Source organism: Pseudoteredinibacter isoporae (assembly GCF_011602085.1).
GTDB lineage: Bacteria > Pseudomonadota > Gammaproteobacteria > Pseudomonadales > Cellvibrionaceae > Pseudoteredinibacter > Pseudoteredinibacter isoporae.
This window is the reverse complement of record NZ_JAAONY010000002.1, coordinates 12472-30153: the sequence shown is the minus strand read 5'-3', so window position 1 is coordinate 30153 and position 17682 is coordinate 12472. Positions and strand designations below refer to the sequence as shown.

Genomic DNA, 17682 nt, shown 5'->3' with positions numbered 1-17682 from the left:
GAATAAATGAACCATGAACGATAAGCCTTATGTACTGAGCATTGACAATGGCACCCAGAGCATTCGTGCACTGGCCTATGATCGTCATGGCGAGCAGATCGATAAAGCCTATATTCCAATTGAGGCCTATACCAGCCCGGAACCTGCCTGGGCGGAACAGTCGGCTGAGTATTTTTGGCAAAAGCTTTGTGAGGCCTGTCAGTGTTTATGGCAACAGGGCAAGGTTAAACCCGAACAAATCGCAGCGCTTAGTGTTACGACTCAACGCGGCACGGTGATTAATCTCGACAAGAACGGCGAACCCTTACGCCCGGCAATTATTTGGTTGGATCAACGAGAAGCGCCCGAATCAGTGTCTTTGGGTTGGATGGATTGGCCTCTGAAATTGCTAGGCTTGAAATCCAATATTGATTATTTCACGAAACAGGCCGAGGCGAATTGGATTCATCAGGTACAACCGGAGTTATGGCAGAAAACCCATAAGTTCTTGTTGTTGTCCGGCTATCACCATTATCGGTTCAGCGGTAAATACATCGATAGCGTGGCAAGTCAGGTCGCCTACATTCCTTTCGACTACAAACAGCAACAATGGGCCAAAGACAGCAGCTGGCATTGGCGTGCACTGCCATTAAAAGCCGATATGTTGCCTGAACTGGTTCCAGCAGGCGAAGTGATGGCCGAGGTTAACGAGCAAGCCGCAGGAGAAACCGGTTTACCCGCAGGCCTGCCGATTGTGGCATCGGGCTCGGATAAAGCCTGTGAGCTGCTGGGTGCCGGTGCCGTGGAAGAGCATATTGGTTGTTTAAGTTATGGCACAACGGCAACGTACAACGGAAATTTTTCTCGCTATATAGAATCAGCGCCGATGATTCCACCTTATCCGGCAGCAACACCCGGGCGCTACAATACAGAAGCGATGGTTTATCGCGGTTACTGGATGGTCAGCTGGTTTAAAGAACAGATGGCCATGGAAGAGAAGTTGCAGGCAAAGGAACAAGGTGTTGCTGTTGAAACGCTTTTTGATGAATTACTCAAAAAAGTCCCTGCGGGCTCGATGGGTTTAACCCTTCAACCGTATTGGAGCCCGGGCATTAAAAACCCGGGGCCCGGAGCAAAAGGCGCCATTATTGGCTTTGGTGATGTCCATACCAAGGCTCATATTTACCGCGCGATTATCGAAGGCCTTTGTTTCGCTTTACGCGAAGGCAAGGAACGTGTCGAAAAACGCAGTGGCCAGAAGATAAGTCGCTTACGAATTTCAGGTGGCGGCTCCCAAAGTGATCAGATCATGCAGATCTCTGCCGACATTTTTGGAATGGCAGTTGAAAGGCCCGCAACCTACGAAACTTCTGGCCTCGGGGCAGCCATTAACAGTGCGGTTGCGATGAACTGGTATCCTGACCACAAAGCCGCTGCTCAAAATATGAGCCGCGTCGGACAGACATTTGAACCGATTGAGGCGAATGTTGACGTTTATGAGCAAATGTACCGACAGGTGTATTTGAAGATGTATTCGGCTTTAAGCCCCTTGTATCAATCCATTCGCAAGATTGTAAACTATCCCTCCTTGTAGCCAACTGCATGTCGTTCTGGCATGTGTTGGTGAGCCGCCTATTTAAGTCTATACTTTGATGTTGGGGCAGGCCGGAAAAGGCATTCGCTGGCGGTCTGTCTGATGTCATGGATGCAACCGTTTTAAACACCTACACCGTATACGTTTATTGCGTGAGTCGTTGGGCATTCATGTACAGATTGTTGTTTATCTATTTATTTCTTTCATTCAGTAACTTGGCTTTCTGTGAGCCTTTGCGTCTGCTTAATTGGGAGGACTACATCGCTCCCGATATAGTGGCCGAATGGGAAGCGAAAAACGGCAAACTGGAACAGGTCTACTTCGACAGTGATCAGGATCGAGATGCGATTCTTATAAACTCCCAGCGTCATCATATCGATGTGGCGGTGGTTGATGAAGTGATTGCCAGCCGTTTTGGTCGCGAAGGTATGTTGCTCAAACTCACGGAAGAACGCTTACCGAGTTTAAAAAACATCGAACCATTTTGGCGTAAGCGATGCGGCGACTATGCCATACCCTATTTATGGGGCACCCTGGGTATCGCTTACCGAAAAGACAAGCTAAAAAAAGCCCCCGAAAAGTGGGCAGACCTGCTTTCTCCGAGCCCCGATTTGTACGGCCATATCAGTATGATTAATGATTATACGGATATTCTTGCGCCTGCACTTTTTCATTTGGGGTTTGAAGTAAATACCGATGACCGAGGCAAGCTCAAACAGGCTTTTGATTTACTCAAAGATCAAACCGGGGCTGTATTGACTTATGAATATCCTATCAGCTATCTGGGTTATTCAGATAAAGCTGAGGACTTGCACATGGCAATGGTCTACAGCGGTGATCAATACAGTTTAAATGAGCTGGCGGAGGCAGAAGATCGTTGGGGCTATGTGGTTCCGGAAGAGGGTACCGTTTTGTGGGTGGACTGCCTGGCAATTAGCAAGAGCGGAAAAAACCTCGAGCGGGCGTTAAACTTCGTTAATTTTATTTCACAGCCTGCACAAGCTGCCAGAATCGCATCGTACGGTGCGATTGCCACACCGAACAGCGCCGCAAAAGCCATGATCCCCCTTGAGCAATTGAACGACCGAAGTATTTACCCCGGCGAAGAACAACTGAGCAATATTTATCTCTATCAGGAACTCAGCAAATCCAATATTGAAGTTCGTTTAAAAATAACCAATGCGATATTGAATATCCATGAATCTAAGAACACGAACTAGCATACTGCTATTGCCCGTTATTGCGCTGAGTTACGCTTTATCAGCCTGGTGGATTTATCAGGAGGAAAGGGCAACGCTTATTCAGCTTGAACGGGCACAGCTCGAACAAAAGATTACGGCTCTGCACTCCAGCATTTCAAACTACAAGAGTTTTCAAGATGCCTATTTAATGTCCCTGGTGGACGGCGATTTGCTCGCGCAATTTCTGATGGACACGAATAACATCTATCGCAGCAATATCCTTCAGCGACACATGGAATCCTCTCTGGGCCGATTCGATGCTTCTAAAGAGCCATTTTTGTCTCTGCTGGTATTGGACGGCAAAGATGAGGCCATTTTGTATTTGGAAAACAGCCAGGACCCCTTTTCGGAAATCAGCCCGAGACAGTTGGCTACCGCGTTGAAACTCAGAGCCCAAAAATCAGTCAGTAGCACGGATATACACCTCGATAGCAATGATGATTTAACCTTGTATAAATCCATAGCGATTGACCTGAGAACCTTACAAACGCCCATTCTTTCCCAAATTGAAAATGCTGGCCTGATGGTGGTTGCGATCGAAGCGAGATCCGTATCCGATAGTTTGCGAAACCTGCAAAAGGAGTACAAGGCGGAAATCTACTTTCACCAAGAGAGTCAATCACAAGAAGGCAATGCCGGCCCAGGCTCGGATATGACTTTTGTTATTCCGCTGGGCGGCCCACAGGCCGTGAAACTCAGAGTGCCGGTGGATTATTTCGATGCCCTGTTGCAAGAGCTGCGTGGGCGATTGATGCTCTTAAGTATCATTTCCTGTCTGGCCACGTTTTTATTGCTGCAATATCTCGTTGCAAAGTTTATTACCGCTCCGATCGCCACCCTGGATCGGCAGTTGGATGAATTACTGACTGAGAGACGATCAAACATCAGTTATTCTTCCAGCAACAATGAAGTAGGGCGCCTGGCAAGAAAGTTTCAGAGTCTGTACACCCGTTTACTGGCTTCCTTTAATGAAAACTACCAGAAAGCCAGATTAGATACCCTCACAGGCTTACCGAATCGAATGGCCTTTAACGAACAAGCCAAGGAACTGTTCGATCAATTTGATCGCAGCCGAACCATAAGCGTGTGTTACATCGATGTTGATAATTTCAAATACATCAATGATAAATACGGTCATGAAGTAGGTGATCGGGTTTTAGCCCAGGTGGCCAGAGGGTTAAATGATTCGGTCGACCGCTATTTTTCAGATCGGGCCCAGCATGGCGGTGCTTACCGACTGTCAGGTGATGAGTTTGTGGTGCTTGCCATGGATGTTGCGGAAGACGATATCAAAGCCTGTGCCCAATCTATCCTGTCTCTTTTTGAGAGCGGTCTTTCAGTTGCCGGGGCTTCCTATCCCGTTACCGTAAGCCTGGGTGTGGCCAGCACTCAAAGTGAAAACTGCACGTTGTCCGAGCTGATGTCGAATGTTGACCTAGCGATGTACCAAGCCAAAAAAAGCGGGAAAAACCGCGTAGCCAAGTACTCAGAAACTCTGGCTCGGCAGCATCGCAGAATGCAAAATATTGAACTGGCGATTAAATCTCCCGGCTTTGAAGAAGAACTGAGCTTGCGATATATGCCCATAGTGGATCGGAGCAGGAAGCTTCGTTCAATAGAAGTTTTGCTGCGATGGGAATCAAAAACCATGGGCAATGTTCCTCCCGATGAGTTTATTCCGTTGGCGGAATCTATCGGTGCATTCTCCAAAATTGATCTCTGGGTTATTGAACAGGTGTTCAAAGGGGGCGCGGCGCTTCGCGAAAGGTACCCGATGGTGAAGTATGTCTCCATCAATATTTCTTCAGCTGAACTCAACTCAATGACATTTGTTGATGAGCTGGCAAGTTTGGCAGAGCGCTACAGGGTCGACAAAGGCTTCTTCGTTCTGGAGGTTACGGAAACCTTTGCAACGGGCAATCAGGAACAAGTGCATGAAAACCTGAGCCGTATACGGGGTCTTGGCTTCAGAATTGCCATTGACGATTTTGGTACCGGATACACCAGTGTTATGCAAATGCTGAACTATCCTGCCGATGCCATTAAATTTGATCGTTCACTGATCAAACGAATCAGCCAGCAGAAAAACATTGCTACGGCCAGAGCCCTGGTAGAATTGTGCAAATTACAGGGCTTGCTGGTTGTTGCAGAAGGTATTGAAAGCGCAGAGCAACGTAACTTATTCAATGAATTGGGTTGCAGCTATCAGCAAGGCTATTTTCATGGACTGCCCCTGAGTTTTGCCGAGCTTGATGATTGGGTTCAGGAGCACGAGAACCTGAGTGAAGCCGGCAATCTTGTAGAGTAGTGAGATGCACTCAAAAAGCAGCCTCAAGCGTAACCGTTGGTGAGCGAACAGGACATATCCTGCCCAAGAGCGGGAAAGGCACAGCTGCTTCTCTCTATTACCTTCAAAACTTCCTTAACATACCTCCAACGCCAAGCGGCATACTCGCAGAGAGTGAGCAAAAACCATTAGCGAAATATGGTCTTTATTCACGAAATCCTGGCAAAATCTCATCACAATTTCGTTAATCAGAGTGATAATCATCTAAGATTTAGTCTATTAAGTAGTATCCTTATGACAAAATACAATAAGAATAATACTCATTTACCATTCCATTCTGAATCCAACTCCACGATACTTGCGCACACTGAGAAATAGGGCTGCTAAGACCCTGAAAATTAGACGGTTTCTAAAGCCGCAAAGGTAAAAGAACACATAAAAACCTACAGAAACTTTATGGAGTGGAGAATTATGAACAAGATGCCTTTGGCCGTAGCATTGATTGCTGCAAATCAGGCGTTGATTTCCGGTGCCGTTCAGGCCCAGGAAAACATCGAAGAAATCATCGTAGAAGGTAAGTACCTGTCGATCGACAAGATCAATTCGGTAAAAACCCCAACCCCGATTCTGAACGTTCCCCAGAGTCTGTCTATCGTTTCCAGCGCTCAAATTGAAGAACAAGCCTTTCGCAATATTGGTGATGTTCTGCGCTACACGCCGGGCCTGTCCATCAGCCAGGGTGAAGGCCACCGAGACGCCATTATCATTCGTGGTATTCAAACCACCGCTGATTTCTTTATTGACGGCCTGCGTGACGATGTTCAGTACTATCGTCCGCTGTACAATGTTGAGCAGGTTGAAGTGCTACGCGGCTCCAATGCTCTGTTGTTTGGCCGTGGTGGCGGTGGCGGTGTGATCAACCGTGTTGCCAAGAAAGCCAAGATCGGTGAAGACTTCACGACCTTGAACGTCGGCGTTGACACGCTCGGTGCATACTCTGTTGCCGGCGACAGCAACTTTAATTTGAGTGATGCGGCAGCGCTGCGTCTGAATGGTTATTACCAGTCTCTGGAAAGCCATCGTGACTTCTACGAAGGCGACAGCTATGCCTTCAACCCGACACTGACCGTTAAATTCAGCGAGCAAACCAGCGGTGAGTTCTCTTACGAATACGTCGATGACGATCGCACGGTTGATCGTGGTGTGCCGTCAATGAACGTCGATGGTGGTCCGGATAAACCGCTGGAAGGTTATGAAGATACTTTCTTTGGCTCTCCTGATCAGAACCGCACAACCCTGGAAGCCCACATCTGGCGCGCTAACATCAAGCACGAATTCTCTGAGAACCTGCGCGGTAATATCGTTGCTCAATATGCGGATTACGACAAGTTCTATCAAAACCTTTACGCCAGTGAAGAAGTTGTTGTCACCAACGGCCGTTTTACCGAAGTGGAATTGGACGGCTACCGAGACACCACCGAACGTGAAAACACCATTTTCCAGGCTAACCTGGTGGGTGAGTTTGAGACCGGTTCCCTGAAACACACGGTTCTGTTTGGCGCTGAGTTCGGTAAGCAGGACACCAAAAACGCCCGTTTCGACAATGTGTTTGCGGACAACAACGATGACCAGATGTTTATTCCGTTCACAGCCCCACTGAACATTCCAGCGTTTTCATTTTCCAAAGAAGCACGTAACCGTCAATCCGAAGTCGAATTCGCCTCGGTTTATCTGCAAGATCAAATTGACTTGACCGAGCAGTTTAAATTGATCGCCGGTTTGCGCTTTGACAAGTTCGATATCGATGTAAACGATATTCGCAACAACGGTCAGTTCAATCGAGTGGATGAAGAAGTAACGCCTCGTTTGGGCTTTATCTATAAGCCTGCGGAAAATGTTTCTATCTACGCCAGCTACAGCGAAACCTTCCTGCCACGTTCCGGTGATCAGTTCCTGACCCTGAACCTGGATTCCGAAAGCACACGTCCACAGTTCTTCGAGAACCGTGAAGTGGGCCTGAAGTGGGACCTGAACGACAATCTAAGTCTGACAACCGCTGTGTTTGAACTGGAACGCGAGAGCTATACCTCAGTTGATCCAGAAGATCCTTCTCAAGTTATCGTTATTGAAGGTTCTGAAACCAAAGGGTTTGAAATCCAGTTGAGCGGCGCCTTGACTGAAAACTGGGCCATCACTACCGGTTATGCCTATCTGGACGGTGAAGTAAAACGCGCCGATGGCAGTGGTAACAGCGGCAATAAAACTCGCCAGACTCCGGAAAACATGTTCTCTATCTGGAACAGCTTCCGTGTAAACGATCAATTGCGTTTTGGTCTAGGCGCGACTTATCAGGACAGCTTCTTCGTACGTGAAGATAACTCGGTTGAAGTACCGGATTATATCCGTGTTGATGCGGCAGCGTACTACGACATCAGCGAGAACACGACCCTTCAGCTGAACATCGAAAACCTGTTTGATGAAGAGTACTTCCCGGATGCGCACAGCAATGACAACATTTCTACCGGAAAACCTGTAAATGCTCGTCTGTCCATCACAACAAAATTCTAAACTTGTTTAGAATCCTTTGTTGAGAAAAAGCCCCGTTCTGTTTCAGATCGGGGCTTTTTTATGGGTTCTTAATACCCAATCAGGGCAATTAAAAGCTCAAGCGGAAGAGTGCGCCTCCGGAAGGCCCATCGTGAACGCTGATCTTGCCGCCATGCGCAACCATCGTCTGCCTTGCCATGGCCAGACCGATTCCACTGCCATCGTTTTTGCTCGTATAAAAGGGCAGAAAGATGCGCTTTTGGTGCTCGGCTTTAATCCCGGGGCCATTATCCAGTACTTCGACATGGCAGCGATTACGTCGATCCAGGTACGCAGAAACCGAAATCCGGTGGCCTGACGAAGCTTGATTGGATTGCTCAGCCATGGCCTGGGCCGAATTTTTCATCAAATTAATCAGCAACTGCTCCAGTAGCTCCCGATCCGCATTGAGTTGAAGGCTCGCGGGCTCGGTTTCAAATTGCAGTTCGATGTTGTGAAAGCTACTATCAGCCAACAATAACGTGTTGAGTTCTTTAAATAGCTCAGCAAGCGTGAAAATCTGGGGTTTAATTTCGGCCGTATTCTGTAATTGTCGGTAGTTGCTAACAAAATCCATTAAGCCCTTTGCGCGTCGCGCCAGTACCTGACTGGCTTCATAAGCATCATCCAGTGCTTCGGATGCCCGCGGTGTTCCAATTGAGCCATCGCTCATGATGCCTTTGCGACAGTCTTCCAGAAGTGTTTGACTGGTTTCCGCCAGCGATGCCACCGGGGTAATACTGTTCAGGAGTTCATGACTCAACACAGAAGCCATTTCACGCCAGGCCTGAAGTTGATTACGATCCAGTTCCGCTTCGATATCCATTAAGCTGATCAGTATTTCCTGTCCTTTATTGCTTTTGTACAGACTGGTTTGAACACTGAGCTGTCGAGTCTGGCGGCCATCATAGAAATTCAGCAGTTGTTGCTGACCGGGTTTTAAATGACAAAGCGCGTAATAAAAATCTTCACCAAATCGGCGTAAATCACCCGCCTTACAAAAATCACCCAGTTCAAAGAAACGTCTTGCGGACTGATTGTGGAAATGAACCGTATCCTCGCCTTGAATGGAGATCAAAGGAATTGGCATATGTTCGATCATTGCCTGGCAGTGTTTCAGCTCCAGAGCCTGGCGTTGCAGCTGTTCCTGCCAGCTGTACAGAAGCTTTTCCAATTGTTGATTCAGCTCCGGGAAACTGCAATCGATCGGTGCAGGGGGAAGCCGATTATCAAAATCCAGATGATTCGCGGCTTGCAATAAACGCGTGTATTGCCGATTGTGTTTTGTTACCAGGCGTTGCAGCGCCCAGCAAGCCGCCATACTCATCAAAGCCATGAGCATACTCACGGCATAGTAGCCCGGGGTCAGAATGAAATACACCAAACCCAACAAGCAGAAAAATAAAATCAATAGTTGAACATACAGAGCGTGGGAAAAACGTTTAAAGATCATATTTTTCCATCCGGCGATATAAAGAGGCACGTGTAATGCCGAGGGCTTTTGCGGCCTGACTGATATTAAAATTGTGGCGATGCAATGCTGTGCTGACCAGTTCACGCTCAGCTTTTTCCAAATCCAGGTCTTGATGATCGTTGCTCGATGCTGCACCTAACATAAAATCTGTCTCAGGGTTTGTTTCAGAAAAGGTGGCGCTCGTGGGTATCTGCATATCTGTTGATTCAACAAAGGGGCCATCCGATAAAATCACCGCGCGCTCAACCGCATGGCGTAATGCACGAACATTCCCCGGCCACTCATAGCGGCTTATCTCTCTCAAGGCCGTCGCGGAAAACTCAAGCTCGGCTTTGTGGTATTTGCGTTTATGCATGTGCAAATAGTGTTGGGCAATCAAAGCAATATCACCAGCGCGTTCCCGCAGAGCAGGCAGTTTTATTTCCACGGTGTTCAGCCGATACAGCAAATCCTGGCGAAACAAGCGCTCGTCACTGAGTTGCTCACGATCAACATTGGTTGCGGCTACCAGTCGAATATCCAAGGCCTGGCTTTTATTGCTACCGAGCGGCGTAACTTGCCGCTGTTCCAAAACTGTCAGAAGTTTGGCTTGCAGATGAAGGGGAATATTTCCGATCTCATCGAGGAATAGTGTTCCGCCATTGGCGGCCAGCAGGCGACCAACGCGAGCTTTATCGGCACCGGTAAATGCGCCTTTGGCGTGACCGAATAATTCTGACTCAAACAGATTTTCTGAAACCGCACCGAGATCAACGGCGACAAAGGCCTTGTCCCTGCGGTGACTTTGTTGATGTAAATCCCGGGCAACCAGTTCCTTGCCCGTGCCGTTTTCACCGAGAATCAAGACATTGGCATCAGTCGGCGCGGCACGTTCAATAACGCGCTTCACCTGTTGCATATGAGTCGATTCACCAATCATTTCACTGTGAGGCTGATTCACTTCAATCAAAGCTTCATTGCTCTGCCGCAGCATACTGGCTTCGCGTCGGCTGTGTCGCAGTTTGATTGCAGCTGACAATGTGGCGAGCACTTTTTCATTTTGCCAGGGCTTGGCAATAAAATCCGTGGCGCCGTATTTCATGGTTTCAACCGCAAGTTCCACAGCGCTGTGTGCGGTTATCATCACCACAACCGCATCCGGGTCCATCTCAAGTACTTGTTGCAACCAGTACAGGCCTTCTTTGCTACTGCTTTCTCCAGGGGAGAAATTCATATCCAGCAGGATCGCATCGTACTGACCCGCAGCCATTAATTTGGGCAGCTGTTCCGGGCGATTGCAGATATCGACCGCTGCAAAATGGCGCTTCAGTAACAGCTTGGCTGCAAGCAGGATGTCCTGATCATCATCGATAACCAGTATTTTGTGGTCTTCTAGCAAAAATTTTCTCCTCAATAGTGTTCGATATCGTACAGGCTGTGTTCGTTTGCGAACAGGGCTCCCTGAACGAGATCGGACAGTTCTCTAAAGCAAATCATCCAAAATCCTTTAAATACAAGGACTTACAATTTGGCACTGGCTTTGCAATCCTCCTTGTCAATCGTATTCATCATGGCCATAAACGCTTTGCTTCCAAATAAAGCGAAAAACGGGCCAGCATATTTAGAGGTTGTATATGAACGACATGGGAACCCAGCACAAAAGCAAATTGCACAGCGATCATCCCATGGATCGCCGTATTCGAAGCAGTAAACCCTATAAGCGTTGGCTGCTCCTGGCTCTGCTGATTCTCGCTGGGGTTGTAGCCTTTGTTCTGTTCTATGAGCAGGGGAAATCCCTGCATATGGCTCGGGATCGTCTGGTCACGGGTACCGCTCAGCAAGGTGTGTTTGATGATTTTATTCCGCTACGAGCAAGAGTAGAGCCCAGAAAAACCGTATTTCTCGATGCCATACAGGGTGGGCGAGTCGATCATCTTTTGGTCGAAGATGGCGCTGATGTTCGTGCAGGGCAAACCATTGCTCGTCTTTCTAACTCGGATTTACAACTCAGTGTAATGAGCACCGAATCCCGCGTGATTGAGCAGCTTAATGTGATGCGTGAGCAGGAATTGCGCCTGGAGCAAAATCGACTCAACCACAAAACCCAATTGGCGAGTCTGTCCTATCACCTTGAACGACTGACGCGTCAGAACACACGTTTTCAAGCCCTGTTGACGTCTGGTCATATCTCTCAGGAAACCGTCGACAAAACCCAGGATGAGCTTCGTCACTATCAAAGACTCTATCAACTGAGCCTGGAAGCCCAGGCCTCGGATGAGCGATTGATGGCCAAGCAATTGGAGTTTTACCAAACCAAAGCAACGGTGATGGAAGAGAATCTGGCCTTTGCCCGTGAGAGTTTGGAAGCGCTGCATATCCGGGCGCCATTTGACGGGCGTTTGTCTGGATTTGATCTGGTTGAAGGGCAGAGCATTCAGCGCGGCGATCGTATCGGCCAAATCAGCCAACCCAGGTCATTCAAATTAAAAGCCGGCGTTGATGAATACTATCTCGGTCGAATTGTGGTTGGCCAAAGCGCACGGATTGAGCTGCAGGGTAAGCCCTATGAACTGAGCGTCAGCAAAGTTTACCCCGATGTACGCGGCGGGCAATTTCAGGTGGATATGACCTTTGAACAAGACATGCCAGACAAGCTGCGTCTCGGGCAGAGTGTGCAAAGCCGCCTGCAGCTAGGCGCCAGTGAACCCGCATTGCTGATTCCCAATGGCCCGTATTTCCAGGATACCGGCGGCCGATGGCTGTATGTGCTCAGCCAAGACGGTCGTGAAGCCAAGCGCCGACAGGTGCGCCTGGGACGCCGTAACAATGACTTTATCGAGGTGATATCCGGGCTGAATGCCGGGGAAGAAATTATTACCTCAGCCTATGCTGCGTTTAAAGACGCAGATCGCTTAAAATTATCCCAAGACTCTTAGGAGAGAACAGTGATTAAACTTCAACAGTTGTGCAAGAGCTATCGCGGTGACGAGATTGAAACCATTGCACTCAATCAAGTCGATCTGGAAATGGAAGAGGGCGAGTTTGTTGCCATTATGGGCCCCTCGGGCTGTGGCAAATCAACCTTGCTGAACATTCTGGGCATGTTGGATCAGCCGACTTCTGGTCAGTATTTTTTCAACGGCGAAGAGATCAGTGGCTACAGTGAAAGTCAGCTGGGCCAGCTGAGAAAAGAAAATATCGGTTTTATCTTCCAGAATTTCAATCTTATTGATGAACTCAGTGTGCGCGAAAACATTGAACTGGCACTGCAATACCACAATATTCCTGGCAAACAACGCCGCAAGCAAGTAGCGGAGGTCATGGATCGAGTCGGGATTGCCCATCGCGCAGATCACCGCCCCGGGCAACTTTCCGGTGGTCAGCAACAGCGGGTAGCTGTTGCTCGCGCTGTGGTGGCCAAGCCCAGCTTGATCCTCGCTGATGAACCCACAGGAAACCTGGACAGCAATCATGGTCAGGAAGTCATGAAAATGTTGCAAGCTCTTAATCGTGAAGGAACCGGCATTATAATGGTGACTCACTCCTCGGCCCATGCGGACTATGCGCGACGTTGCATCAATCTGTTTGATGGCCAAATTCTCGCTGAAAACCTGCGTGCGGTTTCCTAGGAGTCAATCATGATTTTCAGCTACATCACCATCGCGGTACGAAACCTTCTGAAAAACAAGTTGTTTGCACTGATCAATATTGTCGGTTTAACACTGGGTTTATTGATTTTTATGTTTTCGGTTTTGCTCACCGCCTATGAAGAAAACCACGATCACATGTTTGACAAGCGCGAACGGATTTACACCCTGGCCAGTAAATTCGCGCCCACCTCGGGAGAATCTATTGGTCTGTACCCGGATTCTTCTACAGCCTATGGCCCGCTGATCAGAAATCGTCTGCCTGAATTGGAAGCCGTTGCCCGCGCGGTGCATCGAATCAAGCAATTTACGGTTGAGAATGAAAACTACTATTTAGGTGCGCGTTTTGTTGATACCGATTTTACGCGCATTTTCAATTTTCAATATATCCATGGTGATGAAACAGCACTCGACCGTCCCGATGGTTTGATTGTGACGCGCAGCACCGCCGAGATGTTATTCGGCCGTGTTGATGTGCTGGGCCGACAGATCAAAGTTGAACAGTCGCTTCCTTTGCAGATCAGCGCGGTTATTGAAGATGTAGCCGCCGACAGTCATCTTAATTCAGATTTGCGCCCTAAATACGCACTGAGTTTGATTGCCACGTATCGCGCACTGACTCAAATCAGCAAGTTCACTGAAGAAGGGGAGATGGGGAACAACTCGGCGGCGATCTATGTGCTTCTACCGGAGAACCGTGACGCCAATTGGCTGCAACAGGAAGCGGATGCCATGTTTGACGCGCACACTCCCGATGAAGCCAGAGAGTATACAGAGGCACTGAGAGTCCGCCCCTTAATCATCGCCAATACCATGGTTTGGGATGCAATGGGTTTTCCGGTTTTGATTGCTGCTCAAGTTTTGGGCTTGATGGTCTTAATAATTGCCGCCTTGAACTACACCAATCTGGCCGCTGCCCAAAGTCTGGGGCGCATTCGCGAGGTGGGTTTGCGTAAGGCACTTGGCGCGAGCCGAAGACAACTCCTGCAACAGTTTTTAATTGAAAGTCTGACAATCGCCAGCTTTGCCATGTTACTGGCCCTTGCGGCGATAGAATGGTTGGTGCCTTTGTATAACTCCGGCATGGGTAAAGCCGTCGAACTGAGTTATGGCCGTATTCTTCCTTATGCCATCGGCGTCACATTATTGGTTGGCTTGGGGGCTGGCGCTTATCCTGCTTATCAAATCTCACGTCACCACCCGATAGACTGCTTACGAGGTTCTACAGACGGCGCCGGTGGTACACAGTGGTTTCGAAACGTCTTGATCGCCGCCCAGTTTTCCCTGTCGATCTTTATGTTAGCAATGGTCATGGTGGTATATTTTCAAAATTTGAAAATGCAGGATCTCAGCGCGAGCTTCAATAAAAATGACACTCTGGTTCTGGAACGCTTGGATATCGATGAAATTGTGTCGAAACGGGAAGCTCTAAAACAACAGCTCCTGAATCAAGATGGTGTGGCGGCCGTGAGTCTATCGAGTGCTGTGCCGTTTCATTCCGCAGGTCACTACCGTGATGTCAGCAAGCAGGCTGGCGATGAAGCGGGGCGTTTCGATGTCGCGTTTGTGTCGGTGGATTACGATTACTTGCAAAACTATCGCCAGCGCTTGATAGCCGGACGAAGTTTTGAAGAGCAACGTTCACAAGATATCTTTGACGACGATCGTGCTACCGTTAATGTGATAGTGAATGAACGGCTGATTAAAAAGCTGGGAATCAGCTCGGCGGAAGCGGCTATCGGGGTTACATTCTACAAGATATTTGATGAGAAATTCCCGAGTGAGCGACAGTATCAAATTATTGGCGTGGTCGCAGACAGTTACTTCTTTGGCGTTCATCAAGCCATCCCGCCAACGGGGTTTATGGTGCGGCCGCAAAGCTATAAGTATCTGTCTGTTCACTTGATCGCAGAACAGCGACAGCAGGGCGTACTCAACACTGAACAGACCTGGAAGACTCTGATCCCGAATTATCCCATTCAGAGCAAGTTTCTGGATTATTACTTCCGCCTGTTTTATCGCATTGCGGAAGGTATCAATGCCGTCATTACGGGTTTTGCGGGCGTCGCCTTGATGCTGTCACTCATTGGTTTGTTTGGCTTGGCAGCGTTTATGGCTCGCCGACGTACACGAGAGATCGGTATACGCAAAGTGCTTGGCGCCAATCTGGGGCAGGTGATCGGCTTATTGGTTTGGCAAATTTCACAGCCGGTTCTATGGTCAGTCTTGTTGGCTGTTCCCTTGAGCTATCTTGCCGCAGGCCTGTACATTGATTTCTTCCCGGAATCCATTAGCTCAATTCTGCCTTTTGTCATGATAGCAGTTGGGGTTGCCATTCTGATGGCCTGGAGCATTGTATCCATTCATGCCTGGCGGGTGGCGCGTCAGCGTCCAGTGCAATCATTAAGATACGAATAACTCTATACCAATAATAAACGCTTAAGCACCATAAAAAATGCTCCCCGTTACGGGGAGCTAACTTAACTTAGACGATTTAAAGATCTAAGACTACTAATGCTCTCCTGTTCCGCCAGGGTGGATGCCGAACAGGGAGAGTACTACTCTGGGCTTAAAGTTCGTGACGCATATCAAAACGATCCAGTTGCATGACCTTGGCCCAGGCTTTTACGAAATCCTCCGCAAACTTTTTCTTGGAGTTGTCGTAGGCATACACCTCGGCAATGGCACGCAGTTCAGAGTTGGAACCGAAGATCAAATCAACCGTTGTAGCGCTGTACTTCTTCTTGCCGGTTTTGCGATCCAGGCCGTCATACAAACCATCGGTTTTTGACTTCTTCCATTGAGTAGACATATCCAGCAGATTCACGAAGAAATCGTTACTCAATACGCCAGGCTTGTCGGTAAACACACCGTGTTTGGAACCATTTGAGTTGGCACCCAGTACACGCAGGCCACCAATCAACGCTGTCATTTCTGGAACGCTCAGATTGAGCTGCTCGGCACGATCAACCAACATCTCAGCCGGGCTACGATAAGCGCTCTTGGCGTTGAAGTAGTTACGGAAAGCATCCGCTTTGGGCTCCAACAAGGCAAAGGATTTCACATCAGTTTGCGCCTGAGTGGCGTCGCCACGACCAGGGCTGAAAGGAACCGTCACAGTCACACCGGCATCTTTTGCAGCTTTTTCAATGGCAGCGGCACCACCCAGAACAATGACGTCCGCCAGGGAAACCTGCTTACCTTTTGCCGCGTTCTTATTGAACTGCTTTTGAACCTTTTCCAGTTTCGACAGCGCTTTGGCCAGTTCCTTCGGATTATTCACTGCCCAGTCTTTCTGCGGAGCCAACGCAATGCGTGCACCATTGGCACCACCGCGTTTATCGGAAGCGCGGAAGCTCGCCGCAGAAGCCCAAGCCGTACGCACAAGTTCAGAAGTGCTTAAACCGCTTTTCAGGATACTGCTCTTCAGCCGCTTGATGTCGCCGCTGTCAATCAGGGCGTGTTGAACTGAGGGTACGGGATCTTGCCAGATCAAGGCTTCGGCAGGCACATTGTTACCCAGGTAACGGGCACGCGGTCCCATATCGCGGTGGGTGAGTTTGAACCATGCCTTGGCGAAGGCCAGACGATACTCTTCAGGGTTAGCAAGAAAACGCTCCGCAATTTTCTTGTAAGCTGGATCGTATTTCAGAGCCAAATCCGCCGTTGTCATCACGGGAGGATTAAACTTACCTTTTACGTGCGCATCCGGCACAGTTTTGTGCAAGGACTCATCGGTAGGAACCCATTGAATCGCGCCGGCGGGGCTGCGAGTTTGTTTCCAATCGAAGTTCAACAGATTTTGCAGATACAGCGTTGTCCACTTAGTGGGCGCTTGTGTCCAGGCACCTTCAAGGCCACTGGTTACGGTATCTTCAGAATGACCTTTACCGCATTTGTTTTTCCAGCCCAGGCCTTGCTCTTCAACACCGGCAGCACCTGGATCGGCACCAACGCATTTACCTGCTTTGTGAGCACCGTGCATCTTACCGAAGGTGTGACCACCGGCAACCAACGCGACGGTTTCTTCATCGTTCATGGCCATGCGGCCAAAGGCGATGCGAATGTTACGCGCCGAACCTTTCGGATCCGGTTTGCCACGAGGGCCTTCCGGGTTTACGTAAATCAAACCCATATGAGTGGCGCCGAGAGGGCGTTTTAGCTTGCCATTTTTTTCATGACGATCGCTGGCCAGCATTTCCACTTCCGGTCCCCAGTACACCAGGTCGGGTTCCCAGTCATCTGAACGGCCACCGGCAAAACCGTAGGTTTTAAAGCCCATGTTCTCAAGGGCAACGGTACCAGACAGTACCATCAAATCGCCCCAGGAAATGCTTTGACCGTATTTCTGCTTAATAGGCCACAACAGGCGTTTGGCTTTATCCAGATTACCATTATCCGGCCAGCTATTGAGGGGATTGAAACGCATTTGGCCGCCATCGCCGCCGCCGCGACCATCCAGTGTGCGATAGGTACCAGCACTGTGCCAGGACAAGCGAATAAACAAGGGACCATAATGCCCCCAATCAGCAGGCCACCAGTCCTGGGAAGTGGTCATCATGTCATTCAGGTCTTTTTTCAGTGCGGCCATATCCAGATTCTGGAAGGCTCGAGCGTAACTGAAGTCTTCACCATAGGGGTTGGAGCGGCCATCGTGATCGCGCAATGGCGCTAAATTCAATTGATCAGGCCACCAAAATTGATTGGTCTTGGCCTGGCCTGCAGCAAACTTCCCGGAACCCGCAGCACCTTTCGGCTTACTGATTTCCTTGGACTCTGCAAAGGCCGCACCGGAGGAAACAAGCAGAGCGATAACACTCGCCAAGGATGACCGTTTTATAACAGATCGCAGCTTCATACCTTTCACCTTTTTTTAGCATTACATGTGGTTGGTT

The 17682-nt window shown here is 48.9% G+C and carries 10 protein-coding genes; 7 read left to right on the top strand and 3 right to left on the bottom strand.

Annotation, left to right across the window (positions count from 1 at the left end):
• Positions 1-13 precede the first annotated feature (13 nt).
• The 4 genes from G8768_RS08895 (at position 14) to G8768_RS08880 (ending at position 7669) form a co-directional block, all read left to right on the top strand.
• Complete coding sequence (locus G8768_RS08895) at positions 14-1573, top strand: FGGY-family carbohydrate kinase (protein WP_166844081.1); 1560 nt, start codon at positions 14-16, stop codon at positions 1571-1573.
• A 107-nt stretch (positions 1574-1680) separates the two neighbouring features.
• The gene (locus G8768_RS08890; RefSeq protein WP_166844079.1) at positions 1681-2793 is read left to right on the top strand and encodes a polyamine ABC transporter substrate-binding protein; all 1113 of its coding nucleotides are present in this window, start codon (positions 1681-1683) and stop codon (positions 2791-2793) included.
• On the top strand, positions 2771-5122 hold the full coding sequence (locus tag G8768_RS08885) for a putative bifunctional diguanylate cyclase/phosphodiesterase (protein ID WP_166844077.1): 2352 nt from the start codon (positions 2771-2773) through the stop codon (positions 5120-5122). Before G8768_RS08890 ends, G8768_RS08885 begins: the two co-directional genes overlap by 23 nt.
• A 450-nt stretch (positions 5123-5572) precedes the next feature.
• On the top strand, positions 5573-7669 hold the full coding sequence (locus G8768_RS08880; RefSeq protein WP_208020148.1) for a TonB-dependent receptor: 2097 nt from the start codon (positions 5573-5575) through the stop codon (positions 7667-7669).
• Between the two features lie 88 nt (positions 7670-7757).
• Here G8768_RS08880 and G8768_RS08875 read toward each other — a convergent pair whose 3' ends face one another.
• Both G8768_RS08875 and G8768_RS08870 read right to left on the bottom strand, forming a co-directional pair.
• A complete protein-coding gene (locus tag G8768_RS08875; protein ID WP_166844073.1) occupies positions 7758-9140 on the bottom strand; it encodes a sensor histidine kinase in 1383 nt (460 codons plus the stop codon).
• Entirely contained in the window at positions 9130-10539 is a 1410-nt protein-coding gene (locus G8768_RS08870; RefSeq protein WP_166844071.1) for a sigma-54-dependent transcriptional regulator, read from the bottom strand. The genes G8768_RS08875 and G8768_RS08870 overlap by 11 nt, the downstream gene beginning before the upstream one ends.
• Before the next feature lie 235 nt (positions 10540-10774).
• Between G8768_RS08870 and G8768_RS08865 the strand changes: the two genes are divergently transcribed.
• The 3 genes from G8768_RS08865 to G8768_RS08855 are packed head-to-tail and all read left to right on the top strand — an operon-like array spanning position 10775 to position 15205.
• Positions 10775-12076 carry an efflux RND transporter periplasmic adaptor subunit gene (locus G8768_RS08865; RefSeq protein WP_166844069.1) on the top strand — a complete coding sequence of 434 codons (1302 nt, stop codon included), beginning with the start codon at positions 10775-10777 and terminating at the stop codon, positions 12074-12076.
• Between the two features lie 9 nt (positions 12077-12085).
• Positions 12086-12769 carry an ATP-binding cassette domain-containing protein gene (locus G8768_RS08860; protein WP_166844067.1) on the top strand — a complete coding sequence of 228 codons (684 nt, stop codon included), beginning with the start codon at positions 12086-12088 and terminating at the stop codon, positions 12767-12769.
• A gap of 9 nt (positions 12770-12778) precedes the next feature.
• The gene (locus G8768_RS08855) at positions 12779-15205 is read left to right on the top strand and encodes an ABC transporter permease (protein WP_166844065.1); all 2427 of its coding nucleotides are present in this window, start codon (positions 12779-12781) and stop codon (positions 15203-15205) included.
• A 151-nt stretch (positions 15206-15356) separates the two neighbouring features.
• On the opposite strand, the gene katG is transcribed toward G8768_RS08855, so the two are convergent.
• Positions 15357-17645, bottom strand: a complete 2289-nt coding sequence (katG, locus tag G8768_RS08850; protein ID WP_166844063.1) for a catalase/peroxidase HPI — start codon at positions 17643-17645, stop codon at positions 15357-15359.
• Positions 17646-17682 lie beyond the last annotated feature (37 nt).

Coding starts and splice junctions, on each gene's coding strand:
- G8768_RS08865 (WP_166844069.1), top strand. CDS start 10,775: ATGAACGACATGGGAACCCAGCACAAAAGCAAATTGCACAGCGATCAT.
- G8768_RS08890 (WP_166844079.1), top strand. CDS start 1,681: ATGGATGCAACCGTTTTAAACACCTACACCGTATACGTTTATTGCGTG.
- G8768_RS08880 (WP_208020148.1), top strand. CDS start 5,573: ATGAACAAGATGCCTTTGGCCGTAGCATTGATTGCTGCAAATCAGGCG.
- G8768_RS08855 (WP_166844065.1), top strand. CDS start 12,779: ATGATTTTCAGCTACATCACCATCGCGGTACGAAACCTTCTGAAAAAC.
- G8768_RS08895 (WP_166844081.1), top strand. CDS start 14: ATGAACGATAAGCCTTATGTACTGAGCATTGACAATGGCACCCAGAGC.
- G8768_RS08875 (WP_166844073.1), bottom strand. CDS start 9,140: ATGATCTTTAAACGTTTTTCCCACGCTCTGTATGTTCAACTATTGATT.
- G8768_RS08885 (WP_166844077.1), top strand. CDS start 2,771: ATGAATCTAAGAACACGAACTAGCATACTGCTATTGCCCGTTATTGCG.
- katG (WP_166844063.1), bottom strand. CDS start 17,645: ATGAAGCTGCGATCTGTTATAAAACGGTCATCCTTGGCGAGTGTTATC.